The organism is Cellulosimicrobium protaetiae, from assembly GCF_009708005.2.
GTDB classification, from domain to species: Bacteria; Actinomycetota; Actinomycetes; order Actinomycetales; family Cellulomonadaceae; genus Cellulosimicrobium; species Cellulosimicrobium protaetiae.
Genome location: NZ_CP052757.1, coordinates 1710524 through 1737434, shown reverse-complemented (window position 1 = coordinate 1737434; position 26911 = coordinate 1710524). Strand labels below are relative to the sequence as shown.

Annotated in this window: 31 protein-coding genes; 13 read left to right on the top strand and 18 right to left on the bottom strand. The window is 75.0% G+C overall.

The annotated features are described in order from the left end of the window. A complete protein-coding gene (locus FIC82_RS07395) occupies positions 1-1212 on the top strand; it encodes an AAA family ATPase (protein ID WP_154798118.1) in 1212 nt (403 codons plus the stop codon). Positions 1213-1257: 45 nt separating this feature from the next. On the opposite strand, the gene FIC82_RS07390 is transcribed toward FIC82_RS07395, so the two are convergent. From FIC82_RS07390 to FIC82_RS07380, 3 genes are all read right to left on the bottom strand, one after another. After that, positions 1258-2457, bottom strand: a complete 1200-nt coding sequence (locus FIC82_RS07390; protein ID WP_253691563.1) for a glycerate kinase — start codon at positions 2455-2457, stop codon at positions 1258-1260. Positions 2458-2535: 78 nt separating this feature from the next. Beyond that, positions 2536-3105 carry a MarR family winged helix-turn-helix transcriptional regulator gene (locus FIC82_RS07385; protein ID WP_154798116.1) on the bottom strand — a complete coding sequence of 190 codons (570 nt, stop codon included), beginning with the start codon at positions 3103-3105 and terminating at the stop codon, positions 2536-2538. Positions 3106-3164: 59 nt separating this feature from the next. Continuing rightward, the gene (locus FIC82_RS07380) at positions 3165-3926 is read right to left on the bottom strand and encodes an isoprenyl transferase (RefSeq protein WP_168731597.1); all 762 of its coding nucleotides are present in this window, start codon (positions 3924-3926) and stop codon (positions 3165-3167) included. 272 nt (positions 3927-4198) lie between these two features. Here FIC82_RS07380 and trhA point away from each other — a divergent pair, with 272 nt between their 5' ends. Beyond that, positions 4199-4966, top strand: coding sequence for a PAQR family membrane homeostasis protein TrhA (gene trhA / locus FIC82_RS07375; protein WP_168731596.1), 768 nt, complete (start codon positions 4199-4201; stop codon positions 4964-4966). Positions 4967-4978: 12 nt separating this feature from the next. Here trhA and FIC82_RS07370 read toward each other — a convergent pair whose 3' ends face one another. From FIC82_RS07370 to mca, 3 genes are read right to left on the bottom strand one after another with little or no spacing between them, the layout of a single operon-like run. After that, a complete protein-coding gene (locus FIC82_RS07370; RefSeq protein ID WP_253691561.1) occupies positions 4979-5785 on the bottom strand; it encodes a carbon-nitrogen hydrolase family protein in 807 nt (268 codons plus the stop codon). 2 nt (positions 5786-5787) lie between these two features. Then, entirely contained in the window at positions 5788-6240 is a 453-nt protein-coding gene (locus FIC82_RS21060; protein ID WP_168731329.1) for a hypothetical protein, read from the bottom strand. After that, the gene (gene mca / locus FIC82_RS07360) at positions 6237-7178 is read right to left on the bottom strand and encodes a mycothiol conjugate amidase Mca (protein WP_253691559.1); all 942 of its coding nucleotides are present in this window, start codon (positions 7176-7178) and stop codon (positions 6237-6239) included. Before mca ends, FIC82_RS21060 begins: the two co-directional genes overlap by 4 nt. 197 nt (positions 7179-7375) lie before the next feature. Between mca and FIC82_RS07355 the strand changes: the two genes are divergently transcribed. Further along, on the top strand, positions 7376-7810 hold the full coding sequence (locus FIC82_RS07355) for a DUF4307 domain-containing protein (protein ID WP_154798113.1): 435 nt from the start codon (positions 7376-7378) through the stop codon (positions 7808-7810). Between the two features lie 307 nt (positions 7811-8117). Continuing rightward, positions 8118-8600, top strand: coding sequence for a transcription elongation factor GreA (greA, locus tag FIC82_RS07350; protein ID WP_168731595.1), 483 nt, complete (start codon positions 8118-8120; stop codon positions 8598-8600). 82 nt (positions 8601-8682) lie between these two features. On the opposite strand, the gene ilvA is transcribed toward greA, so the two are convergent. The 3 genes from ilvA to FIC82_RS07335 form a co-directional block, all read right to left on the bottom strand. Further along, positions 8683-9948: a threonine ammonia-lyase gene (gene ilvA, locus FIC82_RS07345; protein WP_168731594.1), complete on the bottom strand. Its 1266-nt coding sequence runs from the start codon at positions 9946-9948 to the stop codon at positions 8683-8685. Then, positions 9945-11249, bottom strand: a complete 1305-nt coding sequence (locus tag FIC82_RS07340; protein ID WP_168731593.1) for an AI-2E family transporter — start codon at positions 11247-11249, stop codon at positions 9945-9947. Before FIC82_RS07340 ends, ilvA begins: the two co-directional genes overlap by 4 nt. Before the next feature lie 106 nt (positions 11250-11355). Then, positions 11356-12600 (bottom strand): cystathionine gamma-synthase, encoded by a 1245-nt coding sequence (locus FIC82_RS07335; protein WP_168731592.1) that lies wholly within the window; start codon positions 12598-12600, stop codon positions 11356-11358. A 188-nt stretch (positions 12601-12788) separates the two neighbouring features. Here FIC82_RS07335 and msrA point away from each other — a divergent pair, with 188 nt between their 5' ends. Further along, positions 12789-13463, top strand: a complete 675-nt coding sequence (msrA, locus tag FIC82_RS07330; RefSeq protein ID WP_154798111.1) for a peptide-methionine (S)-S-oxide reductase MsrA — start codon at positions 12789-12791, stop codon at positions 13461-13463. Positions 13464-13595: 132 nt separating this feature from the next. Further along, positions 13596-14432 (top strand): aldo/keto reductase, encoded by an 837-nt coding sequence (locus FIC82_RS07325; RefSeq protein ID WP_154798110.1) that lies wholly within the window; start codon positions 13596-13598, stop codon positions 14430-14432. A gap of 4 nt (positions 14433-14436) precedes the next feature. Here FIC82_RS07325 and FIC82_RS07320 read toward each other — a convergent pair whose 3' ends face one another. After that, positions 14437-15681 (bottom strand): acyltransferase family protein, encoded by a 1245-nt coding sequence (locus FIC82_RS07320; protein ID WP_216610000.1) that lies wholly within the window; start codon positions 15679-15681, stop codon positions 14437-14439. A gap of 26 nt (positions 15682-15707) precedes the next feature. Here FIC82_RS07320 and FIC82_RS07315 point away from each other — a divergent pair, with 26 nt between their 5' ends. Both FIC82_RS07315 and FIC82_RS07310 read left to right on the top strand, forming a co-directional pair. Further along, positions 15708-16559, top strand: coding sequence for a CPBP family intramembrane glutamic endopeptidase (locus FIC82_RS07315; protein ID WP_253691556.1), 852 nt, complete (start codon positions 15708-15710; stop codon positions 16557-16559). 34 nt (positions 16560-16593) lie between these two features. Beyond that, on the top strand, positions 16594-17079 hold the full coding sequence (locus tag FIC82_RS07310; protein ID WP_154798108.1) for a hypothetical protein: 486 nt from the start codon (positions 16594-16596) through the stop codon (positions 17077-17079). 7 nt (positions 17080-17086) lie between these two features. Here the strand turns inward: FIC82_RS07310 and FIC82_RS07305 are convergent, their stop codons facing one another. From FIC82_RS07305 to FIC82_RS07285, 5 genes are all read right to left on the bottom strand, one after another. Beyond that, entirely contained in the window at positions 17087-17950 is an 864-nt protein-coding gene (locus tag FIC82_RS07305; protein WP_154798107.1) for a phosphatase PAP2 family protein, read from the bottom strand. Positions 17951-18109: 159 nt separating this feature from the next. Then, a complete protein-coding gene (locus FIC82_RS07300) occupies positions 18110-18766 on the bottom strand; it encodes an SRPBCC family protein (RefSeq protein WP_154798106.1) in 657 nt (218 codons plus the stop codon). After that, positions 18763-19149: an ArsR/SmtB family transcription factor gene (locus FIC82_RS07295; RefSeq protein ID WP_154798105.1), complete on the bottom strand. Its 387-nt coding sequence runs from the start codon at positions 19147-19149 to the stop codon at positions 18763-18765. The genes FIC82_RS07300 and FIC82_RS07295 overlap by 4 nt, the downstream gene beginning before the upstream one ends. A 32-nt stretch (positions 19150-19181) precedes the next feature. After that, on the bottom strand, positions 19182-19787 hold the full coding sequence (locus FIC82_RS07290; RefSeq protein WP_154798104.1) for a GNAT family N-acetyltransferase: 606 nt from the start codon (positions 19785-19787) through the stop codon (positions 19182-19184). Then, complete coding sequence (locus FIC82_RS07285; protein ID WP_253691554.1) at positions 19784-20677, bottom strand: LysR substrate-binding domain-containing protein; 894 nt, start codon at positions 20675-20677, stop codon at positions 19784-19786. The genes FIC82_RS07290 and FIC82_RS07285 overlap by 4 nt, the downstream gene beginning before the upstream one ends. Positions 20678-20767: 90 nt before the next feature. Between FIC82_RS07285 and FIC82_RS07280 the strand changes: the two genes are divergently transcribed. Together FIC82_RS07280 and FIC82_RS07275 are read left to right on the top strand one after the other, a co-directional pair. Further along, positions 20768-21148 (top strand): DUF5997 family protein, encoded by a 381-nt coding sequence (locus FIC82_RS07280; protein ID WP_154798103.1) that lies wholly within the window; start codon positions 20768-20770, stop codon positions 21146-21148. A gap of 43 nt (positions 21149-21191) precedes the next feature. Continuing rightward, positions 21192-21572, top strand: a complete 381-nt coding sequence (locus FIC82_RS07275; protein WP_154798102.1) for a VOC family protein — start codon at positions 21192-21194, stop codon at positions 21570-21572. Between the two features lie 12 nt (positions 21573-21584). Here the strand turns inward: FIC82_RS07275 and FIC82_RS07270 are convergent, their stop codons facing one another. Both FIC82_RS07270 and FIC82_RS07265 read right to left on the bottom strand, forming a co-directional pair. Then, complete coding sequence (locus tag FIC82_RS07270; protein WP_154798101.1) at positions 21585-21986, bottom strand: Rdx family protein; 402 nt, start codon at positions 21984-21986, stop codon at positions 21585-21587. A gap of 69 nt (positions 21987-22055) precedes the next feature. After that, positions 22056-23450: a DUF2252 domain-containing protein gene (locus FIC82_RS07265; protein ID WP_168731591.1), complete on the bottom strand. Its 1395-nt coding sequence runs from the start codon at positions 23448-23450 to the stop codon at positions 22056-22058. Positions 23451-23590: 140 nt separating this feature from the next. Between FIC82_RS07265 and FIC82_RS07260 the strand changes: the two genes are divergently transcribed. Next, positions 23591-24820 carry a class I SAM-dependent methyltransferase gene (locus FIC82_RS07260; RefSeq protein WP_168731590.1) on the top strand — a complete coding sequence of 410 codons (1230 nt, stop codon included), beginning with the start codon at positions 23591-23593 and terminating at the stop codon, positions 24818-24820. Between the two features lie 65 nt (positions 24821-24885). Here FIC82_RS07260 and FIC82_RS07255 read toward each other — a convergent pair whose 3' ends face one another. Beyond that, on the bottom strand, positions 24886-25296 hold the full coding sequence (locus FIC82_RS07255) for an FKBP-type peptidyl-prolyl cis-trans isomerase (RefSeq protein WP_168731589.1): 411 nt from the start codon (positions 25294-25296) through the stop codon (positions 24886-24888). A 136-nt stretch (positions 25297-25432) separates the two neighbouring features. Here FIC82_RS07255 and FIC82_RS07250 point away from each other — a divergent pair, with 136 nt between their 5' ends. Both FIC82_RS07250 and FIC82_RS07245 read left to right on the top strand, forming a co-directional pair. After that, the gene (locus FIC82_RS07250) at positions 25433-26320 is read left to right on the top strand and encodes an alpha/beta fold hydrolase (protein ID WP_154798099.1); all 888 of its coding nucleotides are present in this window, start codon (positions 25433-25435) and stop codon (positions 26318-26320) included. After that, complete coding sequence (locus FIC82_RS07245) at positions 26313-26903, top strand: TetR/AcrR family transcriptional regulator (protein WP_168731588.1); 591 nt, start codon at positions 26313-26315, stop codon at positions 26901-26903. The genes FIC82_RS07250 and FIC82_RS07245 overlap by 8 nt, the downstream gene beginning before the upstream one ends. Positions 26904-26911 lie beyond the last annotated feature (8 nt).

The following is a 26911-nucleotide window of genomic DNA, read 5'->3' as shown; positions in this document are numbered from 1 at the left end:
ATGCTCGCGACGATCGCCGTGGAGGGGTACCGGTCCCTGCGCGGCCTGGTCCTGCCGCTCGGCCGGCTCACGGTCGTGACCGGTGCGAACGGGACGGGCAAGTCGAGCCTGTACCGCGCGCTGCGTCTGCTCGCCGGGTGCGCGCTCGGGGGCGCCGTGGGTGCGGTCGCGCGCGAGGGCGGGCTGCGCTCGACGCTGTGGGCCGGGCCGGAGCACGGCGGCGGCCGCGCGGTGCGCGACGGCGGCGCGGTCCAGGGCACGCGGCGCACCGCGCCCGTCGCGCTGCGGCTGGGGTTCGCAGGCGCCGCGCCCTCCGACCTCGGCTACGCCGTCGACCTCGGGCTGCCGCAGCACCCGGGTTCGGCGTTCGGCCTCGACCCGGAGATCAAGGTCGAGTCGATCTGGTCCGGACCCGTCCCGCGCCCCGCGGCTCTCCAGGTCGAGCGCCGCGGGCCCGCCGTCCGTGTGCGGGACGACTCCGGAGGCTGGGTCTCCTCCCCCGCCCGGCTCCGGTCGTTCGACAGCGTGCTCACCGAGCTCGTCGACCCGGTAGGCGCGCCGGAGGTCGTCGCGGTGCGGGAGGCCCTGCGCTCGTGGCGGTTCTACGACCAGCTCCGCACCGACGCGGCAGCGCCGGCCCGCGCGCCGCAGGTCGGCACCCGCACGCCCGTCCTCGCGCACGACGGCGCGGACCTCGCGGCCGCGCTCGAGACGGTGCGGGACCTCGGCCGCGGCGACGAGCTCGACGACGCCGTCTCCCGTGCGTTCCCCGGCAGCCGGCTCGCGGTGCACGCCGACGACGGACGGTTCGAGATCGCCCTCCACCAGGACGGTCTGCTGCGGCCTCTCACCGCCGCCGAGCTGAGCGACGGCACGCTGCGCTACCTGTTCCTCGTCGCCGCGCTGCTCTCGCCGCGCCCGCCCGAGCTGCTCGTGCTCAACGAGCCCGAGACGAGCCTGCACCCCGACCTGCTGCCCGCGCTCGGCGCGCTCGTGCACGCCGCGGCCCGGGAGACGCAGGTGGTCGTGGTGACCCATGCGACGCCGCTCGTCGAGGCGCTGCGGGACGCGACGGCGGCGGGCACGAGGGACCTACCGGGCTCCGACGACCTCCAGGAGGTCGAGCTCGTCCGCTCACCGTTCGGGGAGACGACGGTCGCGGGCCGCGAGGGTCTGCTCGACCAACCGCCGTGGACCTGGCCCCGGCGCTGACACCGACGGTCTCGGGTCTCGGGTCTCGGGTCTCGGGTCTCGGGGTCAGTGTCGCGAGGCGATGTGCAGGCTCGTGACCGTCGCGGCGAGGTCGGTCAGCCGGGACGCGGTGCGGTCGAGGAGCTCGTCGAGCGCGATCGGCCCCGGCGCGATGCTGAACGCCGCGGCGATCCCGGCGTCCCGTGCCTGGTGGGCGGGCAGCAGCACGCGCCCCGCGAGGACGACGACCGGCGGACGGTGCGGCGCCTCGGCGGCGAGCGCACCCATCGCGTCGGCGACCTTCCCGTTGACCGACTGCGAGTCGAACGACCCCTCGCCGGTGAGCACCAGGTCTGCGACGCGGATCGCGTCCGGCAGCCCGACCGCCTCGGCGACGAGGCGCGCGCCCGGCTCGAGCTCGGCGCCGAGGACGCCGACCATCGCCGCGGGCACGCCGCCCGCGGCGCCCGCACCCGCGAGCTCGGAGACGTCGAAACCGGCCTCCTCGACGAGAACGCCCGCCCAGCGGCGCAGCGCGTCGTCGAGGAAGGCGACGTCCGCGTCCTGGGCGCCCTTCTGCGGGCCGAACACGTGCGCCGCGCCCCGCTCGCCGTGCAGAGGGTTGGTCACGTCGACCGCGAGACGCCAGCGCACGTCGCGGGCGCGGGGGTGCAGCCCGGACAGGTCGAGGCGCGCGACCTGCGCGAGCCCTTCGCCGCCGTCGGGCACCTGCTGGCCCGCGGCGTCCAGGAGCCGCGCGCCCAGGCCGGTGAGGATGCCGGAACCGCCGTCGGTCGAGGCCGACCCACCGAGGCACACGATCACCTCGTCCACCCCGGCGTCGAGCACGGCGGCCGCTGCCGCACCCGTGCCGAGCGTGTGCGCGTGCAGGGGCTGCAGCGCGACGTCGCTGACCTGCGGCAGGCCGCTCGCCTCCGCGAGCTCCACGACGCCCAGGCGGCCGTCGGCGGAGACCCCGAACCGCGCGGTGCGCGGCCGCCCGATCGCGTCGACCGTCGCGACCTCCCGCGCGGGGACGCCCCACACGGCGAGGAGCGCGTCGAGGGTGCCCTCGCCGCCGTCGGCCATGGGCAGCTCGACGACCTCGGCGTCCGGGACGACGCTGCGCACCCCGGTGGCGACGGCGTGCGCGACGTCCGCGGCGCTCAGGCTGCCCTTGAACGAGTCGGGTGCGACGACGACGCGCAGCGAGCCGTCGGGGCGCTGCGGGGAACCGGTCTGGGTGGTGCTCGGCGTTGAGGACACGCTTCGCATCCTAGGCAGCGGGACCCGTCCCGGTCCGCCCAGGAACGGGCGGACCGGACGTGTTCCCCGCCACAGCGCTCAGTCGGGGGCGGGCGCGCCGCCGCGCGGGTCGCTGGCCGGGTCGTGCGGCGGGGCGGCGGTGGCGCCGCCCGGCACCGCGTCGGCGATCCCGGGCTGTGCGGCGCGCAGGCGCTCGAGGAGCCGGCCGAGCGTCACGAGCTCGTCGTCGTCGAGCGCGCCGCCCACGTAGGTCGCGATGGCGCGCGCGTGCGCACGACCGGTCGTTCGCTGGATGTCCCGGCCCGCGGGGGTGAGCCGGACGAGCGTGCCGCGAGCGTCGTCGGGTGCGGACGTGCGCTCGACGAGGCCGCGGGTCGCGAGCCGGTCCACCATGCGGCTCAGCGACGGCTGGCTGAGCAGGATGTAGGCGTTGAGGTCGCGCAGGCGCATCCCGTCGTCGGGGCCCTTGGTGAGGGAGAACAGCACGTCGTACTCGCGCAGGGTGAGACCGTCCCAGACCGGGTCGGACTGGAGCCGGCGCATGATCGTCACCTGGGCCCGGAAGAGCGACTCCCACGTCTCGACCGCGAGTCGTGGGTTGGCGTGCCCGTGGCCGGGCTCCTCCTCGCGGTGGCCCTGCCCCGCCATGGCACCCCCGGACGGCTCGACCGATGCGTTCGCATCGACCCTACCGGCTCGGGCGAGGCTCAGCGGCCGAGGCGACGCTCGCGCTGGGAGTAGGCACGCAGCGCGCGCAGGTAGTCGACGCGCCGGAAGTCCGGCCAGTACGCCTCGCAGAAGTAGAACTCCGAGTGCGCGCTCTGCCACAGCAGGAAGCCCCCGAGGCGCTGCTCGCCCGACGTGCGGATGACGAGCTCAGGGTCCGGCTGGCCCTTGGTGTACAGGTGCTCCTCGATGTGCTCGACGTCCAGGTTCTCCGCGAGGTCCTGGAGCTGCGCGCCCGCGGCCGCCTGCTCGCGCAGGTACGAGCGCACGGCGTCGGCGATCTCGTGGCGGCCGCCGTAGCCGATCGCCACGTTCACCTGGAGCCCGTCCACCGAGGCCGTGCGCTGCTGCGCCTCGCGCAGCGCGCCCGCGAGGCGCTCGGGGAGCAGGTCGAGACGGCCCATGACGCGCAGCCGCCAGCGACCGGAGTCCGCGAGGTCGCGTACCGCGTCCTCGATGATGTCGAGCAGCGCGGAGAGCTCCTCCTGCGAGCGCGAGAGGTTGTCGGTCGAGAGCATCCAGAGCGTGACGACCTCGACACCCTGGTCCTCGCTCCAGCCGAGGAACTCCGTGATCTTGTCCGCGCCGCGGCGGTGGCCGGTCGCGGTCGACTCCCCGAACGAGCGCGCCCAGCGCCGGTTGCCGTCGAGGATGACACCCACGTGGCGCGGCACGCTCTCGTGCGAGAGGGTCGCGGCGAGGCGACGCTCGTAGAGTCCGTAGACAGGGCGGGGCAGGCGCACGACGGTTCCTCGACGGTGGAAGGACGGGTGTCGCCCGGCGGGCTGGTCCTGGTCGGGACGCGCAGGCCGAACCCGCACACGCTACCGCTCTCCGACGTCCCCCCGGCCGGGTGGCCGCCGCCGTGCACGCCCCTGCCCAGGATCTTCACACCGCGCGTCGCCCGTCCGTCACGAACCTACGCTGCCGTAACTTACGATGGCGTAGGTTGAACGTACCGGGCACCGCGCCCGACCGCCCCGTCCGCCGACCCGCCCCACCCCGAGGAGACGCCGTGGACCGACCGACCGACCGCAGCGCCGGCAACCCCGCCCCTGCCACGACCGGGGAGGACGCGGCCGGATCCCCGGCAGCGGGGAACGTCCGCGAGAGCGTGGGCGACGCCGTCGAGAAGGTCGTCGAGGCCGTCAAACCACGTCTGCGCGGCTGGATCCACGCCGGGACCTTCCCCTTCGTCCTCGCGGCCAGCATCGTCCTCGTCGTCGTCGCGCCCCCGGTCGCGGGCAAGGTGTCGTGCGCGATCTTCGGGCTCAGCGCGTGCCTGCTCTTCGGCACGAGCGCGGTCTACCACCGCGGAACGTGGTCGCCCCGCGTCGCGGGAGTCCTCCGACGCGCCGACCACTCCAACATCTTCCTCATCATCGCCGGGACCTACACGCCCCTCGCCGTGCTCCTGCTCCCGCAGCGGACCGCGACGATCCTGCTCTCGATCGTGTGGGGCGGCGCCGTCCTCGGGCTCCTCGCCCGGATCCTGTGGCTCGACGCCCCCCGCTGGGTGTACGTGCCGATCTACGTCGCCCTCGGGTGGGTCGCGGTCGGCTACATGCCGCAGTTCTGGACCACGACGAACGGTCCCGCGATCGTCTGGCTCGTCGCGGCCGGCGGCCTCGCGTACACGCTCGGTGCCGTCGTCTACGGCATCAAGAAGCCGAACCCCAGCCCGCGCTGGTTCGGCTTCCACGAGATCTTCCACGTGCTCACCGTGGTCGGGTTCACGTGCCACTACGTCGCGATCATGCTGGCGGCGGTCGCTGCGCGCTGAGCCGCCTCGGGTTCAGTCCCGAGGGACGACGGAGTAGCGGCGGTTGGTGAGGGACGGGTTGCGCTCGCGCACGCTCGCCAGGGCGTCGGGGTCGAGGTCGGCGCTGCGGAGCTCGGCACGCTCGCCGAGCTCGAGACCCACCTGACCGTCGGGTCCCACGAGGAGCGACCGGCCGGTCACGCCCCTGCCCGCCTGGCCCACCGCGAGCACGACGGCGGTGTTCTCGATCGCGCGCGCCCGGGCGAGAGTGCGCCACTGGTCGGCCTTGAGGTCGCCCGCCGCCCACGCCGCGGGCACCACGAGCACGTCCGCACCGGCGTCGACGAGCCGCCGCGCGCTCTCGGGGAACCGCAGGTCGTAGCACGTCATGACGCCGAAGGTCAGGTCGCCGAGGCGCAGGACCAGCGGGGGTGCCGCCGGGTCGCCGGCGTCGAGCCGGTCGGACTCGCGGTGCCCGAACGCGTCGTAGAGGTGCACCTTGCGGTAGGTGCCCACGATCTCGCCGGACGCGTCCACCGCGACGACCACGTTCACCGCGCGTCCGGGGGCGCTGCCCGGCACGAGGGTACCCGCGACCACGGCGACCCCGTGCTCGCGGGCGAGCCTGCGCAGGGTGGTGACGAACGGCCCGTCGAGCGGTTCGGCGTGCTCGACGCCCGTGCCCCGCGGGTCGAAGCCCGCCGCGTACTCGGGCAGCACGAGCAGGTCCGCGCGCACGCGCGCCGCCTCCCGGAACGCGGCACCGACCGTGACGAGGTTGGCCGCGTGGTCGGCCGAGACCTCGATCTGGCCGATCGTGACCCGCGCCCCGGCGGCCACGGTCAGCCCCGCCGCGCGGGACCGCTGCCGGGTGCGCTCCCGGGTACGTCGCCCGGCTCGCTGCCCGGGGTGCCACCGTCGGGGGCACCGTCGTCGCCCGTCGCGGCGCCCGGGCTCGCAGCATCGGGGCCCGCCGTGCCGGGCGCCTCGCCGTCGGCGCCGTCGCCCGGCTCCAGCGGGCCGTCCGCGCCGATCCCCTGCACCTCGGCGTTGTGCCGCATGCGCCGCAGCTGACGGGACAGCGCGAAGAAGAGGCCGACGGTCGCGAGCGCCACCGCGAAGATCGCGACGAAGCCGACGAGTCCCGGCGAGACGTCGTTCGGGTCGAGGTCCTCGCGCAGCGGGTCGTCGGCGGGGCTCGGCGTCGCGGTCTCGGCGACCACGTCGGCCGCCCATCCCGGGCCACCGGCCCCGGTCGGCGCCCAGGAGTCCACGAGGGACGTCGTCGTGCTCACTGGCCCGCTCCTTCGGTCGTGACGAGCTCGCGGACGCCGGCGAACAGGTCGTCCTCCGGGAGCTGCGTGGGCACTCGCGACTCGGCGAGCTCGAACTCCTCGAACGGCCACACGTCGACCTCGAGGTCGCGCGGGATCGCGAAGAAGAAACCGTCGGGGTCGATCTGCGAGGCGTGCGCGATGAGCGCCGCGTCGCGCTGCGCGTAGTAGCGCGCGACGTGGACGCGGGTCGTGACCTCACGCTCGGGGATCTCTCGCGCGGACCGCGACTCGACCCAGTCGCCGAACGGCGACTCCAGGCCGGCGCCCTGCATCGCCTCGTGCAGCGTGCGGATCCGGTTCATCGAGAAGTCGTGGTTGTAGTACAGCTTGAGCGGCGACCACGGGGCCGCGCCGCCCTCGCGGCGGTAGCGGTCGGCGTCGCCCGCGGCGTGGAACGCCTCGAACGCGACGCGGTGGCACATGACGTGGTCCGGGTGGGGGTAGCCGCCCGACGGGTCGTACGTCGTCACGACGTGCGGGCGGAACTCGCGCACGAGCTCGACGAGCGGCGCGGCCGCCTCCTCGAGCGGGACCAGACCGAACGAGCCCTCGGGCAGCGGCGGCAGCGGGTCGCCCTCCGGGAGCCCCGAGTCGACGAACCCGAGCCACTGCTGACGCACCCCGAGCGCACGAGCCGCGGACGCCATCTCGACGCGCCGCAGGGCACGCATGCCGTCGATGCCCTCGGGCCCCTCGCCGAAGCTCGGGTTGAGGATGTCGCCGCGCTCGCCGCCGGTGCACGTCGCGACGAGCACGTCGACGCCCTCGGCCGCGTAGCGCGCCGCCGTCGCGGCGCCCTTGCTCGACTCGTCGTCGGGGTGCGCGTGCACGGCCAGGAGCCGGAGCGTCTCCGGCTGCTCGCCGTGGGTGGTCGATCCGGCCGCGGGTTCGGCCACGGGTCCTCCCGGGTGCGTCGTACGTCTCATCGCGCGACCGGGCACGTCGCGGGTGCACGACGAGCGCCGGGGCTCTGCGAAGATGGGTCGAGGACATGATCCCCCACCGCGCCCACACCTGACGAACCGCCGGGAACCACCGGCCCGACGCCGGGGCCAGCGACCGGACGCGGCGGCACCGACCACGGGACCGCACCATGACGAACGAGACCACCGCCCCGCAGCCCGCCCCGGGCGCGCCCCTGCGACCGCCGGCAGGCCGGTACGGTCCCGAGCCGACCGAGCGACGCCGCCGCCTCGCGGTCGTCGGGATCGTCCTCGTCGCGATCGTCGGCGTCGCGATCACGCTCGTCATCGGGCTGCGCTACGCGAACGAGCCGGTGCGGTTCAAGGACTTCGGGTACACCGTGGTGAGCCCGGAGCGCGTCGACGTGACGTTCGAGGTCTACATGGACCCGGGGACGACCGCGACGTGCACGCTCGACGCCCTCGCCGAGAGCTACGCGCAGGTCGGGACGGTCGACGTGACGGTCGGGCCGGTCGAGGTCACCGAGTCCCGCTACACGGTGAGCGTCGCGACGTCGGAGCTCGCCACGACGGGCATCGTCCAGTCCTGCCGGCCCGCGCCCTGACGCACCCCGCCGCGTGCCGGCCGCGCGCCCGCTGACCTGCGCCGTCGCTGTCGGCACCCTGTGCTTTGCTATCCTGAGGGATTCCCGCACCCGACCGTGTGGAGCCCGAGACAGCGTGCCGGTGACAGGCACGCACCCGCCGGGCGCCCCGGTTCCCGGCGGGAGACCAGTCCTACGCGCTGCCACCCGGCCAGCGTCACCGACCCGGGCAGGCAGGCGCACCGCGACCGCACGCGCCCCGGCTGCCCGTACCCGCACGGCCGTGCGACCGACCCGGCCGTCGACCATGGAAAGGAAGGAGCGAACCGTGACCGACACCACCGTCACCTGGCTGACCCAGGAGGCGCACGACAGGCTGCAGGCCGAGCTCGCCCACCTGTCCGGCGAGGGCCGCACCGAGATCGCGGAGCGCATCGCCGCCGCCCGCGACGAGGGCGACCTCAAGGAGAACGGCGGCTACCACGCCGCGCGCGAGGAGCAGGCCAAGAACGAGGCCCGCATCCGCGAGCTCACGGAGAAGCTGCGCCACGTGCAGATCGGCACCCCTCCGGACGACGGCATGGTCGAGGCCGGCATGGTCGTCACCGCGCTCGTCGCGGGCGACGAGATGACGTTCCTGCTCGGCTCGCGCGAGATCGCCGGCACGACCGACCTCGACGTGTACTCGCCGACGTCGCCGCTCGGCGCCGCGATCGACGGCAAGGCCGTCGGCGACGAGACGAGCTACACCGCGCCGAACGGCAACGAGATCGCCGTGAAGGTCGTCGCCGCGAAGCCCTTCGCGGGCTGACGCGCCCCCGGCGGCCACCGCCGGTGAGACGTGAGATGTGGCCCCTCCGAGACGTCTCGGAGGGGCCACTTCTCGTTCCTCGTCAGAGGCGGGGCGAGCCGCCGTCGCTGCGCTCGACCCGGTAGCCCTCGGAGCGCAGGTGCGCGACGAGCTCGTCGCAGTGCTCCGGGCCCTTGGTCTCCACCTGCATGCGCACCCAGGCCTCGCCGATCGCGAGACCCACGTCGGTGCGGTCGTGGTCGATGTGCATGATGTTGCCGCGCTTCGTGGCGATGACCTCGAGCATGCGCGCGAGGGCACCGGGACGGTCGTCGAGCAGCACCTGGAGCTGGATGTACCGGCCGGCCGCGGCGAGGCCGTGGCGCACGACGCGCAGCAGCACGAGGGGGTCGACGTTCCCCCCGGACAGCACGACGACGACGGGCCCCTCGACGGGGTCGGCGGCGCCCGCGTCGACCGCGGCCGTCCCCGAGAGGAGCGCGGCGACGCCCGTCGCCGCGGCGGGCTCGACGAGCAGCTTGGCGCGCTCGGCGACCATGAGGAGCGAGCGGGAGATCTCCTCCTCGGTCACGGTGCGCACCTCGACGCCGTGCTGCGCGAGGATCCCGAACGGCACCGCGCCCGGAGTGCCGACCGCGATGCCGTCCGCCATCGTCGCGGCGAGCCGCGCCGTCGTCGGTTCCCCCGCGGCGAGCGAGCCGGGGTAGGCGGCGGCGCGCTCCGCCTGCACCCCGATCACGCGCACGTGCGGCGCCGTCTGCGCGAACGCCCCGGCGAGGCCCGCGACGAGCCCGCCGCCACCGAGCGGTGCGATCACGGTCCGGACGTCGGGCACCTGCTCGAGGATCTCCAGCGCGATCGTCGCCTGCCCGGCGACGACGTCGGGGTGGTCGAACGGGTGGATGAACACCGCGCCCGTCCGCTCGGCCTCCGCGCGTGCGGCGGCCAGCGTCTCGTCCACGTCGGCGCCGACGAGCCGGACCTCCGCCCCGTACTGGCGCGTCGCCGCGACCTTGGGCAGCGCGGCGTCCACCGGCATGTACACGACCGCGCGGATGCCGAGCAGACCGGCGGCGAACGCGACGCCCTGCGCGTGGTTGCCGGCGCTCGCCGCGACGACGCCGTGGGCCCTCTCGTCGTCGCTGAGGCGCGCCATCCGCACGTACGCGCCGCGCACCTTGAACGACCCCGCGCGCTGCAGGTTCTCGCACTTGAGCAGCACGCGGACGCCCGCAGCCTCGCTGATCGCGCGCGTCGTCTGGACCGGGGTGCGGTACGCGACGCCGTCGAGCAGGCGCGCGGCGTCGCGGACGTCGTCGAGCGTGACCGGTACCGGTCCCGAGGTCACCGCGTCTCCCCGGGCGCGGCGTCGTCGACGGTTCCCGCGTCCTGCGGGCCGGCCACGGCCGAGTCCTCGCCGGGGCGCTCCGCCCTGCGCGCCCGACGGCGCGTGCCCACGTCCTCGAGGTCCGCCTCCGCGCGCGCGACGACCGGGGGTTGGGGGCTTCCCCGCACCACGACCCGGTCGTCGGTCCCGAGCTCGGGGAACTTGTCGTGCCCGTGCAGGTAGAGGACGACGGTGTTGAGGACCGCGGCGATCGGGACCGCGAAGAGCGCGCCGACGATCCCCGCCGCGAAGCTGCCCGCTGCGACGACGAGCAGCACGGCGACCGGGTGCAGGGACACGGCGTGGCCCATGAGGAACGGCTGGAGGATGTGGCCCTCGATCTGCTGCACGAGCAGCACGATGCCGAGCATGACGAGCGCCTGGACCCAGCCCTGCGCGACGAGCACGACGAGCACCGCGATGGACCCGGTGACGATGGCACCGACGATCGGGATGAACGAGCCCACGAACACGAGGATGCCGAGCGGCAGGGCGAGCGACGGGACGAAGAACGCGGCACCGATCCCGATGCCGACCGCGTCGACCGCGGCCACGAGGATCTGCGTGCGCGTGTACGCGGCGAGCGTCACGATGCCCCGGCGCCCCGCCTGGTGGACGTTGTCGCGCGCGCGCAGCGGCAGCAGCCCGACGACCCACGACCAGATCGTGCGCCCGTCGAGCAGGAAGAAGAACGTGCAGAAGAGCGCGATGAGGGCGCCCGCGACCACGTGGCCGATCGTCGTCGCCGCGCCCAGCGCGCCGGAGACGATCGAGTCCTGGTTCTCCGAGACCGCGGTCCCGGCCTGGTCGAGCCAGTGCGAGATCGTCGTCGAGTCGAGGCCGAGCGGACCGTCGGCGAGCCACGCGGTGAACTGCTCGAAGCCCTCGACCGCCTGGTCGCGCAGGTCCTGGAAGCCGCTGACGATCTGCTGCCCCGCGATCGCCACGAGCCCCGCGACGACGACGATGAGCGCGATGAGGGACGCGCCGGACGCGAGGCCGCGCGACATCCGCAGGCGGAGCCGGAAGAAGCGCTGGAGCGGCGTGAGCAGCACCGTGAGCAGCAGCGCCACCGCGATGGGGACGACGATCACCTTGAGCTGCGTGACGAGCCACAGGCCCGCCGCGATCGTCAGGCCGATGAGCAGCAGCCGCCACGACCAGGCGGCGGCGGAGCGCACCGAGTCAGGCACCGCCGTCGCGCCGGGGCGCGCGGGAGGAAGCGGGTCGGGGGTCCTGTGCTGGTCCGTCTGCGCGCTCACAGCGCAACCCTAGGTGAGCGACCCTCCGCGCGCGGCGCTGAATACCCCGCGGCACGCCCGGTGTGCGCAGGATCTCCCCACGGCCCGGAGCGCGCGGGACCGCAGGCTACGCCAGCGCCTGGGTGAGGTCCGCGATCAGGTCTTCGACGTCCTCGATGCCGACGGAGAGCCGCACCAGGTCGTCGGGGACCTCCAGCGCGGTCCCGGCGACGGAGCCGTGGGTCATGCGACCCGGGTGCTCGATGAGCGACTCGACACCGCCCAGGGACTCCGCGAGCGTGAAGACCTGGGTGCGCGCGCACACGTCGAGCGCCTTCGCCTCGCTGCCCGCACGGAACGAGACCATGCCGCCGAACCCGCGCATCTGCCGCGCGGCGAGCTCGTGCCCGGGGTGCGACGCGAGGCCCGGGTAGATCACCTCGGTGACCGCGGGGTGGGCGGCGAGGAAGTCGGCGACCGCGGCCGCGTTGGCCTGGTGGCGGTCCATGCGCACCGCGAGCGTCTTGAGCCCGCGCAGCGTGAGCCACGCGTCGAACGGCCCGGCGACGGCGCCCGACGCGTTCTGGTGGAACCCGACCGCCCCGGCGACGTCCGTCCCGCCCGCGGGCGACACGAGACCGCCCGGGAGCCGGGCGCCCGTCGCGACGACGAGCGCTCCCCCGACGACGTCGCTGTGCCCGCCGATGTACTTCGTGGTCGAGTGCACGACGACGTCCGCCCCCAGCGCGAGCGGCTGCTGGAGGTACGGGGTCGCGAAGGTGTTGTCGACGACGAGCAGCGCCCCGGCGTCGTGCGCGACGCCCGCGAGCGCCGCGATGTCGGAGACCCCGAGCAGCGGGTTGGTCGGGGTCTCGACCCAGACGACGCGCGTCTCGGGGCGCACCGCCGCGCGCACGGCCTCGACGTCCGTGAGGTCGACGGGCGTGTGCTCCACGCCCCACGGCCCGAACACCCGGGCGATGAGCCGGTACGTGCCCCCGTACGCGTCGTCGGGCACGATCACGTGGTCGCCGGGGCGCACGACGGCGCGCAGCAGCGTGTCCTCCGCGGCCAGCCCGGACGCGAACGCGAACCCGCGCGCGGCGGGCGACCCGTCCGCCGTCGGGCCGAGTCCCCCGGACTCCGACGCTGCGAGCGCCTCCTCGAGCGCGGTGCGCGTCGGGTTCGCGGAGCGCGAGTACTCGTACCCGCCGCGCAGCCCCCCGACGCCGTCCTGCTTGTACGTCGACACCTGGTGGATCGGCGGCACGACGGCGCCGGTCGTCGCATCCGGGTCCTGGCCCGCGTGGATCGCACGCGTGGAGAAGCCGGTCGTGGTCCAGTCGGGGTGCTCGCCGCGGTGGTTGCTCACCCGCCCACCCTACGGCGCACCCCCGGCGCCGAGCAGGTGGTCCTGGTCCGTCTCGTCACCCGGACGAGCCGCGACCACCTGGTCGGCAGCCCAGGAACACCTGTTGGCCGTGCCGCGTTCTACCCCGTGCCAGGATGATGCGTCGTGGGCCAGCGCCCCGGTCGTCCGGGCAACTCAGGAGGTAAGCGATGAACTCGATCTTCGACGCGATCTTCGGCTCGTCCGGCAAGACGACGATGATCGCCCCCGAGGACGCGCTGCCGGGCCGCCAGTCGCCCGTGCTGCAGAACCCGCGTCCCCACACCGTGCTCGGCACCTCCCTCACCGGGCCGTGGCCCGAGGGCACACGGGTGCTCTACCTGGCGATGGGCTGCTTCTGGGGCGCCGAGGAGATCTTCTGGCAGGTCCCGGGCGTGGTGAGCACCGCCGTCGGGTACATGGGCGGCACGACGCCGAACCCCACCTACGAGGAGGCGTGCACCGCGCGCACGGGCCACACCGAGACGGCGCTCGTCGCGTACGACCCCACGAAGGTCACGGAGGAGGAGCTCCTCAAGATCTTCTGGGAGCGGCACGACCCGACGCAGGGCTACCGCCAGGGCAACGACGTCGGCACGCAGTATCGGTCCGCCGTGTACTGGACGACGCCGGAGCAGGAGGAGGCGGTCCGGGAGACCGCCGCGCGCTACTCCGCGGTGCTCGAGGCCAAGGGGTACGACCCGGTCACGACCGAGATGCGCCCCGCCGTCGAGGCCGGCCCGTTCTACTACGCCGAGGACTACCACCAGCAGTACCTCGACAAGAACCCGAACGGCTACCGCTGCCACGCGACCACGGGCGTCCCGTTCCCGGACGCCGCGTAGCGTCCGCCGAGAACTGAGACGTGGCCCCTGATCCCTGCGGATCGGGGGCCACTTCCCGTCTCTCGCCCGCGACGGCCGGCGCCCCGGCCCGTCGGGGTGCGTGTCGCGCGGGCCCCGACGCAGGATGGGCTCATGACGATCCCCACCCTCGGCGCCCAGGACGGCACGACGATCCCCGCGATCGGGTTCGGCACGTACAGGCTGGGCGGCGAGGAGGGCGCGGACACGATCGCCCGCGCGATCGACGCGGGCTACCGCTTGGTCGACTCGGCGTTCAGCTACGAGAACGAGGGCGCCGTGGGGGCGGCCGTCCGTCGCGCGGACGTCGCGCGCGACGACGTGATCGTCACGTCCAAGCTCCCCGGCCGGTACCACGCGCACGACGACGCGGTCCGCACCGTCGAGGAGTCGTTGTTCCGCACGGGGCTCGACCACATCGACCTCTACCTGATCCACTGGCCGAACCCGCGCATCGGGCGGTACGTCGAGGCGTACGAGGCGCTCGTCGAGTGCCGCGAGCGCGGGCTTGTCCGCCACGTCGGCGTCTCGAACTTCCTGCCCGAGCACCTGGACGCGGTGATCGCCGCGACGGGCGTGACGCCGGTCGTCAACCAGGTCGAGCTGCACCCGTACTTCCCGCAGGGGGAGCAGCGGGCGGCCGACGCCGAGCGCGGGATCGTCACCGAGGCCTGGAGCCCGATCGGTCGCGCGAGCGACCTGCTGCGCGACCCGGTCGTCGCGGCGGTGGCCGCCGCGCACGGCATCTCCCCCGTCCAGGCGATCCTGCGCTGGCACGTGCAGCTCGGCGTCGTCCCGCTGCCCAAGGCGTCGTCGCCCGACCGGCAGCGCGAGAACCTCGACGTGTTCTCGTTCGAGCTCACGACGCACGAGATGAACGCCCTCACCGGCCTCGCGCGACCCGACGGCCGCACGAACGACCAGGACCCGGCGGTCTACGAGGAGCTGTGACGGCTCAGGCCCGCATCCCGAGGAGCACGCGCGTGATGCGCGTGCGCCGGACCAGCAGGTCGTAGACCGCGAGCAGCACGCCGAACGACACCGCGACGATCACCGCATACTTCGCCGGGGCAGGCAGGTCCCATCCCACGACGGGGTACGCGACCGCGACGACGACCGGTTGGTGCAGCACGTACAGCGGCAGCATCGCCGCCCCGAGGTAGGCCCAGGCCCGACGTCGCCACGGACCGTGGGCGACGGCGTCTCCCCGGTGGGCGCTCGCCACCCCCAGGGCACCCGGGGCCGCAGGATCAGCGGACGGTGTGCGCCGGCGCGCGCCCCACCGGTCCAGGAGACCGAGGAGCGCGAGCACCCAGCACCACCCCGCGACGCCGTACAGGAACCGGAACGCGACCGCACCGGCCCCGCGACCCGTGAACGCGTCGACCTCGCCGGCGGGTCCGAGGAACAGCACCATGCCCACCGCGAACACGCCCACCCCGACCAGCCCGGCGTACCGGCGCACCGCGGCCCGGAACCGCGCGTCGGACGCGAGCACGAGGCCGCCGAGGAAGAACAGCAGGTAGCCCCAGCGGCTCCAGGCCGCGAACCCCTCCTCGAGCTCGTGCAGCGCGCACACGACGCCGACGACCACGGCCGGCGCGAGCACCGCCCCCCGCGCCCCCACCGCCTGGGCGAGCCGCCCGCGCGTCCGGCGCGCGACGTCGTCCGGCACGAGGCGCACGAGCACGGCGAGCACGACCGCCCAGGTCAGGAGCATGACCAGGAACCAGAGGTGGCCGGTCTCGAAGTGCTCCCCGTCGAGCACGAACGGGAAGTCCCCGGGCTCGAGCCGGACGTCGAAGAACCGCGGCCAGAACGCCAGGTACGAGCCGGTCCACGTGCCCTCCGACCGCGCCCGGAGGAACTGCGGGAAGGGCAGGAGCAGGACGAGCGCGACGAGCAGCGGGACCCCGATCCGGAGCATGCGCTCTCGGACGAACCCGCCGGCCCCGCGCGACCGCACCGAGTGCCACGCCCCGATCCCGGCGATCGCGAAGAGCAGCGGCATCGCGCACACCACGACGGGAGCGACGACGAACGTCGTGAGCTCGGTGGTCTCGGCGTTCTTCACGTAGAAGTCGTCGCGCGCGTCGAACACGAGCGCGGCGTGGAACAGCACGAGCCCCACGACGACGACCGCACGGACCGCGTCGAGCTCACGACGCCGGTCCGGTGGGGATGCGGGGTCTCGCTCCACGCCTCGCATCATGGCACCGTGTGCGGGTGACGTCACCGGCCCTCGCCCCCCTGCCCGACGCCGCACGCCCGCCCTGGGCCGTCGGCTCACCGCTGCGGCTGCTCGCCGCGGTGCTGGTCTCCGGCTCCGCGGTGCTGCTGTTCGCGGTGCACGTGCGCCCGCTGGGCTACGTGCCGCTCGTGCTCGGGGTCGTGCTGGGGCTCGCCGTTGACCGCCGCCTGGGCCGCGACCTCGCGCTCGTCGGCACGGGTATGGCGATCATCTCGACGATCTCGCTCGAGGCGGACCTGTCGGACGCCGGGATCGCGCGCTTCGCCGTCGTGCTGTCTCTCGCGGTGCTCGTGCCGTGGGCGCTCTCGCGGTTCGTGTTCCACGAGCACGTGATCCGCTTCCCCGTCGCGACCGGTCGGCGCTGGACCCGAGGGATGATCGTCTACCTCGTCGTGGTCGTCGCAGCCGGGTACCTGATCCTGCCGTTCTACTTCATCGGGTCGGGCGCCTACCTCAACTGGCCCGAGATCACGGGCGGGCAGGAGATCGCGCGCCTGTTCGTCGGGGTCAACGCGGTGGGGATCTGGGACGAGCTGTTCTTCGTGTGCGTCGTGTTCGCGCTGTACCGCGAGCACTTCGGCCTGTGGACGGCGAACCTGCTCCAGGCGGCGGTCTTCGTGTCGTTCCTGTGGGAGCTCGGGTACCGCGAGTGGGGTCCGCTCCTCACGATCCCGTTCGCCCTGGTCCAGGGCTGGATCTTCTCGTGGAGCAAGTCGCTCACGTACGTCGTCGCGGTGCACCTGCTGTTCGACGTCGTGGTGTTCGCCGTGCTCGTGCACGCCCACCACCCCGAGCTGTTCGACGTGTTCGTCACCGCGCCGCGCTGACCGCGCCCGGGGCCCTCGCCGGTACGGTGCCCGCATGACCGCACGACGCGACCGCCCGCGCCCCGGCCTCGTCCCCCTGCTGCTCGCGGGCGCGTGCCTGCTCGGCGTGCTGTGGCTGTGGGTGCTCCCGGGACTCCAGGTCCAGGGCACGACCCCGCTCGGCGGGACGGCGGACGTCGAGGTCGCCGCGGGCAACCACACGGTCTACGCCGACACGGCTGCCGCCTGGAGCGAGGTCCGGTGCGAGGGCACCGGACCCGACGGCGACGACGTCGGGCTCCGCGTCTCGATGTCGCAGCAGGACCTCCGTGTACCCCGGCACTGGCGTGCGCAGTCCTCGTTCGCGAGCGACGCGGGCACCGTGAGCCTCGCGTGCTGGTCGGAGGGCACGACGACGGACGGCACGTTCGCCGTCGGGCCGTCGCTCGACCTGGGGCAGGCGGCGCTCGGTACGGTGCTGCTCGTCGCCGCGCTGGTGCTGGGGGTCGTGGGGACGGTGCGCGTACGGCGCAGCCGCTGAACCTCCGTCAGGACGGCCGGGCGAGCAGGACCCGGCGCACGCCGTCGACACGGCACGCGGCGGTGACCGCGACCGTCGCCGGACCGGCGAGGACCGTCACCGCCGCCACGACGAACGCGACCCCGACGGCCGCGCCCGCGACGACGTCGTGCGGGAAGTGCACGCCCTGGGCGACCCGCGCGGAGGCGACCGCGACCGCGAGCGCCACGGGCAGCACGACCCACACCGCGACGTCGCGCACCGGCGACCGGTACGCGTGCCGTGCGGGCACGGACCCGGGGACGCGGACGGCGGGGGCGCCGGCGAGGACGACCGCCGTGGCGAGGGCGAACGCGATGGCGGTGTGGTTGCTGGGGAACGACCAGTCGCCCGCGGGCGGGCAGTGCGCGACCTCGACGAGCTCCCAGCACCCCCGGGGCTGGCGCACGAGGGACTTCACGGCCTCGCTCGCCGCGTAGGCGGCGACGGCGCCCACCCCGGCGACGAGCGTCGTCGCGACGGCGGACGCGCCCGCACGACGCGACCGCCACGCGACGAGGGCGCACAGCCCGAGGAGCACGAGCACCCCGCCCTCGGCGACGAGCTCGGCACCCGGGAGGTCCGCGGTGCGCGCGGTGATCGCGAGGTAGAGCGCCTCGCTCGGTCCCCGCAGGAGCCGCGCGGCCAGCACGACCAGCGCCGCCCCGACCAGCCACGACACCGCGACGAGGACCTGGCCCGCGGCCCGGGACGACGCGTCCGCGAGCGGCTCCGGCAGCGGGCGTGACGCCGCGTCGGTCACCGTGTCGGGCACCGTGTCGGACAGGGTGCCGAGGGGTGCGTCGGGGCGGTCGAGCAGGGTCGAGGGACGGGACGAATCGGGCGGAGTCATCGCACGAGGGTAAGCCGGGTGAACGGCGGGTGAACATCCGCCCCCCGGGGGATGTCCGCCGCCGGGCCTCCCCCCGTGGCCGGACACCCGCGCGACGACGTCGGGGCACGGCCCCGCGGGCGCGAGGCACGGTCCGGCCTCGCGCCCGCACGACCCCGGTCAGCTCGGCTCGGCGGCGTCGTCCGCGGGGACGTAGAACGCCGTCGTGGCGGCGACGCGCGCGGCGACCTCGTCCGCGCCCAGCCCGTCCGCGGCCGCGAGCGCCGCTCCCCACGCCTCGCTGCTGGCGACGTTGAACGCCCGCAGCTCGGGGCTCGCGAGGACCTCCTCGGGGTCGAGCGGTCCGGCACCGTCGAGGTGCAGCGCGAGACCCAGCAGCGCGCCGTCCCAGCCGACGCCGACGGCCCCCGGGCCGTACACGTCCCACATCTCGGGCGGCACGACCGCGGTGTGCTCGAGCGTGAGGGTCGTGCCGCCGTCGGGCGCGGGCACGAGGCGGACCTCGACGACCGACGAGTCCTCCGGCGTCGGCGGTCCCATGACCCAGGTGAGCCGGAGAAGGGTCGGCGCGTCGCACGCGCGGATCTCGCCACCCGCGTTCCCCTCGACCTGGTACGTGCCGCCGACGCGGAGGTCGCCCGTGACGGGCAGGAACCAGCGCGGGATGCGCGCGGGGTCGGTGACGGCGTCCCACACGTCCTCGACGTCGGCGGGGTAGGTCCGCTCGATCGTGAGGACGCGGGCCTCGCCCGCGGGGAGCACCCCCGTCCCGACGGCGCGTCGCGCGGCCTCGAGCTCGGCGATGAAGTCCTTCATGCTGTCCTCCTGGTGGTGTCGGTCGGACGTCCGGCGTCCTCTGCGGCGGCCGCGGCGCGGCGCCGCTCACGGGCACCGCGAGCGAGCTCGGTGCCGAGCGCGTCGAGCCGCTGCTCCCAGAACCCGCGCAGGCTCGCGGCCCAGTCCTCGACCTCGTCGAGCGCCGCGGGGTCCAGCGCGTAGAGGCGCCGGGTCCCCTCGGGACGCACGGTCGCGAAGCCGCTCGTCCGGAGCACCTTGAGGTGCTGGGACACGGCCGGCTGGCTGATCCCGAACTCCTCGCCCACGAGCGCGGCGAGCTCCCCCGCCGGTCGCTCGCCCCGGGCGAGGTGCTCGAGGATCCGTCGCCGCACCGGGTCCCCGAGGACGTCGAACGCTTCCATGGGACCTATCCTTCATCTCTCACTTATATAAGTCAATACCGATGAAGCGACCGCGCCATGACGCGCTGCGGGCCTGCGCTCCCCCCGAGGTAGGCGCCCCGGTCGGTCAGACCGGCACGGGCGTAGGCGCGCCGTCCCGCCGCGTTGCGGTCGTTGACCGTGAGGACCAGGACGGCGTACGGGGTGGCCCGACGGCGCACGCGCGCCAGGTCCGCGACCGCGCCGGGGAGCAGGGCCGTCACGCGCGAGCCGACCCCCGCGCCCTGCGCGGCGACGTCGACGAGGAACCCACGGAAGAGCACCACGTCCGCCGGGGCGGTGCCACCGAGCAGCGCCACCACCTCGTCGGGCGCGCCGCCCGGGTGCAGCACCCCGAGCGCGACGACGGCGCCCCCGGCGGCACGCGCGACCAGGAGGTGCCGGTCGGGGTCCACCAGGGCCGCGTCCACGACGTCGGCGGCCGGCGGGACGAACGCGTCCTGCCCGGGACCGAGCCGCAGCGCGCGGGCTGCCGCCAGGAGGTCGTCGCGATCGGCGGCGGGCACGGTGTCGATCAGCACGAGCTCGAGCCGGTCTCCGGCACGGGAGCCCGGCGGCAACGGGTCCGACGCCGCACGGGCCTCGGGCCGGGCGGTCACCGCCGCTTCCCGCCCTTCCCGCGCGAGCCGCGTCCCTTCGAGGGGCCACCGCGCCCCTGCTTCCCGGCACCGGCACGCCCGCCGCCCGAGCCACCCCGGGCGCCGGAGCCACCGCGCGAGCCCTGGTTCGCGGGTCCGCCGCGGCCACCCTGCGCCCGGGGCGTCGCGGGCTCCTCGGGCACGGCCACGGCACGACGGCCCCGCGAGCTGTTGACGGTGCGACCCCGCACGATCCCGACCATCTCCTCGACCAGCTCGTCGTCGCGGTCCGCGACCCAAGCCAGCGCGACGGGGGCGGTCGGCGCGTCGTCGAGGCGTCGGTACGTCACGTCCTTGCGGTGGTGCAGGCGCGCGAGCGACTGCGGCACGACCGCCACCCCGACGTTCGCCGCGACCAGCACGACGGCGTCGGCCGTCGTCGCGGGACGCTCGACCGCGGGCCTGCCCGGGGGCTCCGGGGCGTCGTCCGCGGCGCCCGGCGCTCCCGCCCAGGGCACGACGTCGTCGAGGGGTCGCAGCAGCACGTCGTCGTCGAGGTCCGCGAGCGCGACCGGCTCCTCGGGCTCGAGCGCCGCGAGCAGGTGGTCGCGCGAGACGAGCACGACGGGCGTCTCCTCGTAGAGCCGGATGGCGCTGAGCACGTCGCGGTCGACGGGCAGGCGCAGGATCGCGGCGTCGGCCTCCTCGTCGCGCAGCGCCCGCTCGGCGTCGCCCGCCTCGACGGCGACGAGGTCGAGCGGCACGTCGGCAAGCCGCTCGCGCCACGTGCGCACCCACTTCGCCGGCGTCGCGCCCGGCACGTACGCGAGCCGGAACCGCCGCACCGCAGCGCCGTCGTCGGAGGTCTCGCCGTTCGTCACCTCGGGGGCCGTGCCCGCGTCGTCGTCCACCCGACCAGCCTAGGCGCGCCGCCGGACACGCTCCCGTCGGCGCCGGGACGCGGGCCGCCGATGCCCGACCGGCCGACTACCCTGGAGCCCATGACCCCCAAGCAGTCCGCGCAGACCATGAAGCCCGCCACCGCGGCGAAGAAGCTCGGGGTGTACCTGCCCGCCACGCCGCCGGCGTTCCAGGAGGGCACGATCACGCGGGCCCAGCTCGAGGAGCTCGAGAAGAACCCGCCGGAGTGGCTCGCCGACCTGCGCCGCAACGGCCCCCACCCGCGACCCGTCGTCGCGGGGCGCCTGGGCGTCTCCATCTCCGGCCTCACGCGCGGCGGGCTCACCGAGCCGCTGACGACGGAGGAGATCGACGCGCTGCGCCAGGACCCGCCCGCGTGGCTCGCGACCGAGCGCGAGGTGCAGAAGAAGGTCCGCGCCGAGGAGGAGCGGCTCGCCGCCGCCCGCACCAAGAAGGGCTGAGCACCCTCCGTACCCGCAGCCCGGGGTGGTCTAGCCTGCGGGGATGCTGCGCATCTCCGACGTCACCTTCCTCGTCCGTGACCTCGACGAGGCGATCACGTTCTTCGTCGACGCGATCGGCTTCGCCGTCCGGCAGGACGAGGTGGTCGGCGGGTCGTGGCGGCGGGTCGTCGTCGGCCCGCCCGACGGTGGCACCGGGCTCGTCCTCGTCCCCACGACGGGCGACGTCCTGGGTCGCCAGGCGGGCGGCGACGTCGCGCTGTTCCTCGAGACCGACGACTTCACCACCCAGCACGCGCGGATGCTCGCGCACGGCGTGGTGTTCCGCGAGGAGCCGCGCCACGAGCCCTACGGCACGGTCGCGGTGTTCGAGGACCTGCACGGGATGCCGTGGGACCTGATCGAGCCGCCCGCCGGCGCCTGACGCGCCCGCCCGTCACTCCGCCGGCGCGGCCTCGCCTGCTCCGGCGGACCGCGCGGCGGCCCGGTCGGTGTGCCCGAGCGCGAGGTCCGGGGCGACCGCGTCGCGCACGCGCCGCTTGAGGTCCGGGATCTCGGGGAAGCCCCCGTCGGTCTTGCGGTCCCACAGCAGCACCGGCCCGTCGCCCGCGTCGAGCGTGACGCGAAAGACCCCGTCCGTCCCCGGCACCAGGGCGACCTCGCCGAGGCGCGTGCGGAACGTCTGCAGGAGCTCCTGGGCGACCCACGCCGCGCGCAGGAGCCACCGGCATTGCGTGCAGTACTCGATCGCCACGCGTGCCGTCCCGCGTGGGACGACGGTCGACACCTCGGCGGGATCGGCTGCCTCGGGGTTCGTGGACCCGGCGTCGTGCGACATGGCGCCCAGCCTACGGTCGGTGGTCGGTGCGCCGGACCGGGCGAGCGGGCACGCAGGCCCGGCCTCGGCTCACGTCCCGCGCTCGGCCGGGACCCGACCGCTCGCGACGGCGGCCTCGAGCGTGGCGAAGTCACCCTCGACGACGTCCGCGTAGGCACGCGACCAGCGCGCGATGGCCTGGTCGAAGGTGTCGGAGCGCCCGAGGTAGCCGTGGGCGACCCGCGCACCGGGCGACTGGCTGTGCGCCCGGGCGAGCACGCGCCCGCAGAGCTCGCCGTACCGCACGAACTGCGCCGCGCCGAGCCGGTCGAGCTCCACCGAACCCTTCATGTCGCGGAACTGCCGGAAGAAGTAGTCCACGCGCGGGCGACCCGTGCGTTCCGGCGCCTCGATGGTGATCCAGCCCAGGAACGGGTCCGAGTGGGCCTGGAGGATGCGCTGGGACGTCACGACACGTCGGCCCTGCGCCGGGAGCGCCCCGGCGGGCACGAGCCCGGACGGCAGCGCGTCGGGCATCCCGCCGTACCGCGAGAGGACCGACGTCCCTGCCTCCTTGGCCTGGAGGACGAGCGGCTCGCCCTCGGGTCCCTCGAACAGCAGGATGTAGCAGCGGGTCCCGACGCTGCCGACCCCGACGACGCGCAGCACGAAGTCGACGAGCTCGAACTGGCCGAGCAGGAGTCGGACGTCCGCCCGCAAGGGCTCGCGGTACTGCTGGAAGAGCACCGTCAGCTCCTCGACCGACACGCGGTCGACGTGCTGGGTCACGGGCGGCTGGTCGACGATCCGCGGGCGGCCGTCGGTGGTGCGCGTCGTGATCTTCTGCACCACCTGCTCCGAGGTGCGCTTGCGCGCCTTCTTCACCGTCCGGCGCAGCTCGTCGCGCCCCTCCTTGCGCAGCAGAGGCTCGATCGCGTCGGTCTCGACCTGGTACGCGAACCGCTCGAGGGCGCTGCGCGCGAACAGGTCGGCCAGCGCCTCCCGGTACCCGCGCACCGCCTCCCTCGCGGCCTCGCCGCACTCGGCCTCCGACATCCCCTTGTCCCGGCCGCCGACGTACATGCTCGCCGCGAGCCGCTTGACGTCCCACTCCCACGGCGCGTCGCTCGCCTCGTCGAAGTCGTTGAGGTCGAACACCAGCCGCCGCTCCGGCGACGCGAACAGGCCGAAGTTCGAGACGTGCGCGTCCCCGCACGCCACGACGTGCACCCCGGTCTGCGGGCCGTCGCGCAGGTCGTGGGCCATGGTCGCGGCCGTGCCGCGGTAGAACGCGAACGGCGACTCGAGCATCCGGCCGACCCGCAGCGGGACGAGCTCCTGGAGCCGGTCGCGGTTCTGCTCCTCGATGACGGCGACCGGGTCGCGCTCGGGGAGCAGCAGCGCCCCCTGGGTGCGGCGCGGCACCCGGTCGCGCAGGGCGCGCCCCGCCGCGCGGGACTCGGCCAGGGTTCGCGGGACGTCCACGGGTGCCTCCTCGCTGTCCGGGAACCGCACACTAGCGCTCGCGGCGGCGCACGGCGCGGCGACGCCGGGTGAGGTCCGGGCGGAGCGTCGGCGCAGGCGCGAGCGACGGGGAGCGGCGTGCCGTCGGGGACACTAGGACCGTGACGACCTCGCACCCCGACCTCGCCGCGCTGCTGGCCCGCCTGCGGACCGACGACACCGGCCCGGACCGCGAGGACGCCCCGGTGGCGGTCGACGCGGCGGACCGGCTCCTGCTCGACGAGGCGGCGCCGTGGCTCGCGGACGCGCGCCCAGGGGACGTGGCCGTCGTCGACGACCGGTACGGGGCTCTCACGCTCGGCACCGCCCTGATGACCTCCCCCGCGACGCCCGGCGACGGACCGGCGTCGGGCAGCGGGACGACCGCGGCGGTGCGCGTCCACCAGGACGCGTGCACCGCGGAGTCCGCGCTCGACGCGAACACGGCGGCCCTGGGGCTCGGCGGGGCGTTCGAGCACCACGCTCTCGGGCCCGGGCTCCTGGCCGGCGCGCGCGTCGTCCTGCTGCGCCTCCCCCGCGGTCTCGCGCCCCTGCGCGACGTCGCGGAGCACGTGGCGCGCGAGGCGGCGCCCGACGTCGTGCTCCTCGCGGGCGGGCGCGTGAAGCACATGACGCACACCATGAACGACGTCCTCGCCGAGTCGTTCGAGGACGTGCGCGCGAGCCTCGCGCGCGGGAAGTCGCGCGTGCTCGTCGCGTCGTCGCCCCGATCTGCGCGCGGCCCGCTCACCTATCCCGTGACGACCGACCTGCCCGACGTCGGGCTGCGGGTCGCGGCGTTCGGGGCCGCGTTCGCCGGGGCGGGCCTCGACCTCGGCACGCGGCTCCTGCTCGAGCAGCTCGGCTCCGCGGGCGGGCCCGCGGGCGCGTCGGCGTCCGAGGTCACGGTCGCGGGGCCGCGCGACGTCGTCGACCTCGGCTGCGGGACGGGGCTGCTGGCGGCGTGGGCGGCCCGGCGCTGGCCGGACGCGCGGGTGGTCGCGGCGGACCGCTCCGACGCGGCGGTGCGGTCGGCCGCGCTCACGGCGCGGGAGAACGGGGTCGGCGACCGGGTGCGCACGGTGCGCGACGACGCGGGCGCGACGCTCGCCGACGAGAGCGCCGACGTCGTGCTGCTCAACCCGCCGTTCCACGACGGCGCCGCGCTGCGCACGGACACGGCGCACCGCATGTTCGCGACGGCGGGGCGTGTCCTGCGCCCGGGCGGGGAGCTGTGGTGCGTGTGGAACTCGCACCTGCGCTACCGCCCGGCGCTGGAGCGCGCGGTCGGCCCGACCACCCAGGTCGCCCGTACCCCCCGCTTCACCGTGACCCGCTCCGCACGCCGCTGAGTGCTGGGTGTTCGTCGTCACGACGGCTCCGCGACGACAGATACCCAGCACTCAGCGGGGAGGTGTCACTGGACGTCGACGACGTCCACCACGAAGACGAGCGTGTCCGTGCCCGCGATGCCGGCCTGCGGCACGCCGCGCTGGCCGTAGCCGTGCTCCGGCGGGATCGAGAGCAGCACGCGCGAGCCGACGTTCTGGCCGACGAGGCCCTTGTCCCAACCGCCGATCACGGCGCCGACGCCGATCGGGAACGCGATCGTGTCGCCGCGGTCGTACGAGTTGTCGAACACGTGCCCGCCCCACGTCTGGCCGAGGTAGTGCACGACGATGTTGCGCCCCGACGTGACGGCCGGGCCGTCGCCCTCGCTGAGCACGACGACCTGCAGACCGCTGGGTGCGCCCGTCTCCGGGAAGGTGAGCGTCGGCTTGTCGCCGAAGGATCCCGAGGCGGCGGGAAGGGTGGGCTGATCGGTCACGAGGGTGCCTCTCGTCGGGTGCAGGAAGCCCGCGCGGGCGCGGGTCTCCCTACCCTACGCGGGTCGTCCGGGCGCGGCCGGAGCGGCCGCCCACGACCTCTTGCGCAATCTGGCTAATAGCATTAGCCTCATGGCTATGAACACGAGCCAGCAGCCCACCGTGCACCACCTCGCCCGGGCCGAGGGGCGCCTCGCCTACACCGACGAGGGCACCGGCCCCCTCGTCGTCGCCTCGCCCGGCATGGGCGACCTGCGCGCCACCTACGACGACGTGACCCCCCACCTCGTGGCAGCGGGGTACCGCGTGGTCGTCGCGGACCTGCGCGGCCACGGAGACAGCGACACGACGTTCTCGACCCACGGCGACGAGGCGACCGCGTCCGACTACGTCGCGCTCGTCGAGCACCTCGACGCCGGGCCCGCGATCCTGCTCGGGAGCTCGATGGCAGCATCGGCCGCCGTGATCGCCGCCGCCGAGCGGCCCGAGCTCGTGCGCGGGCTCGTGCTCCTCGACGGGTTCCTGCGCGAGCCGTCGTCACCTGCGAAGCTCCGCGCGATGCGCGTGCTCTACCGCCTCGCGCTCGCCCGCCCGTGGGGGGCCGCGTTCTGGGCGTCGTTCTACGGGTCGCTGAACAAGGGCCGCCAGCCCGCGCGCCTCGCGGAGCACCAGGCCGCGATCCGCGCCAACCTCTCCGAGCCGGGTCGCCTGCGCTCCTTCCGGGACCTGACCCTGCAGCTCGACCACCGCGTCGTCGAGCCACGCGTCGCGCAGGTCCAGGCGCCCGCGCTCGCGGTCTTCGGGGCGCTCGACCCCGACTACGTCGACCCCGCCGCCGAGGCCGCGTGGGCCGCGGAGTCGCTGGGTGCGACGACGCTCGTGCTCCCGGAGGTCGGCCACTACCCCCAGCTCCAGGCGCCCGAGGAGGTCGTGGCCGCGACGCTCGCGTTCCTCGCGGGACTGCCCGACGGTGACGCGCACCCCGCCGGTGCGCGCGGCGAGGGATCGGAGGGCACCCGTGGCTAGGGCCGGGCTCTCGCAGGCCGCCGTGGTGCGGATCGCCGTCGACCTGGTCGACGCGGGCGGCCCGACCGGGTTCGCCGACCTCGCGCTCGCGAAGGTCGCCGCGCAGGCGGGCGTCGCGACGCCCAGCCTCTACAAGCACGTCGGGTCGCTCGCGGCCCTGCGGCGCGAGGTCGCGGTCGTGTCGGTCGAGGACTACACGCGCGCGCTCACCGACGCGACGGTCGGCCTCGCCGGTCCCGACGCCGTCGCCGCCCTCGCGCACGCGACCCGGCGCTACGCGCGCGCACACCCCGGGCGGTACGCGGCCGTCCAGGTGGCGCCCGACCCCGACGACCCCGCCGACGCAGCGCTCTCCGCGGCGGCAGGGCGCAGCGTCCAGGTCGTCGCGGCCGTGCTGCGTGGCTTCGACCTCCCCGAGGACCGGACGATCGACGCGATCCGGTCCGTGCGCGCGAGCCTGCACGGCTTCGTCGCCCTCGAGCTCGGCGGGGGCTTCCGGCTCCCGGACGACCTCGACCAGAGCTTCGAGGTCCACGTCCGCTCGATGCTCGCCGGTCTCACGGCGCTCACCGGTGGCTCCTGACCACGCGC

What these genes read in the sequence shown, in the direction of transcription:
- FIC82_RS07385 (WP_154798116.1), bottom strand. Translation starts at nt 3,105, where the DNA reads ATGGCGGGGCAGGGCCACCGCGAGGAGGAGCCCGGCCACGGGCACGCC.
- FIC82_RS07305 (WP_154798107.1), bottom strand. Translation starts at nt 17,950, where the DNA reads ATGACTCCGCCCGATTCGTCCCGTCCCTCGACCCTGCTCGACCGCCCC.
- FIC82_RS07270 (WP_154798101.1), bottom strand. Translation starts at nt 21,986, where the DNA reads ATGTCGCACGACGCCGGGTCCACGAACCCCGAGGCAGCCGATCCCGCC.
- FIC82_RS07310 (WP_154798108.1), top strand. Translation starts at nt 16,594, where the DNA reads ATGACCGCACGACGCGACCGCCCGCGCCCCGGCCTCGTCCCCCTGCTG.
- FIC82_RS07280 (WP_154798103.1), top strand. Translation starts at nt 20,768, where the DNA reads ATGACCCCCAAGCAGTCCGCGCAGACCATGAAGCCCGCCACCGCGGCG.
- FIC82_RS07395 (WP_154798118.1), top strand. Translation starts at nt 1, where the DNA reads ATGCTCGCGACGATCGCCGTGGAGGGGTACCGGTCCCTGCGCGGCCTG.
- FIC82_RS07295 (WP_154798105.1), bottom strand. Translation starts at nt 19,149, where the DNA reads ATGGAAGCGTTCGACGTCCTCGGGGACCCGGTGCGGCGACGGATCCTC.
- FIC82_RS07300 (WP_154798106.1), bottom strand. Translation starts at nt 18,766, where the DNA reads ATGAAGGACTTCATCGCCGAGCTCGAGGCCGCGCGACGCGCCGTCGGG.
- FIC82_RS07325 (WP_154798110.1), top strand. Translation starts at nt 13,596, where the DNA reads ATGACGATCCCCACCCTCGGCGCCCAGGACGGCACGACGATCCCCGCG.
- FIC82_RS07355 (WP_154798113.1), top strand. Translation starts at nt 7,376, where the DNA reads ATGACGAACGAGACCACCGCCCCGCAGCCCGCCCCGGGCGCGCCCCTG.
- FIC82_RS07250 (WP_154798099.1), top strand. Translation starts at nt 25,433, where the DNA reads ATGAACACGAGCCAGCAGCCCACCGTGCACCACCTCGCCCGGGCCGAG.
- FIC82_RS07275 (WP_154798102.1), top strand. Translation starts at nt 21,192, where the DNA reads ATGCTGCGCATCTCCGACGTCACCTTCCTCGTCCGTGACCTCGACGAG.
- msrA (WP_154798111.1), top strand. Translation starts at nt 12,789, where the DNA reads ATGAACTCGATCTTCGACGCGATCTTCGGCTCGTCCGGCAAGACGACG.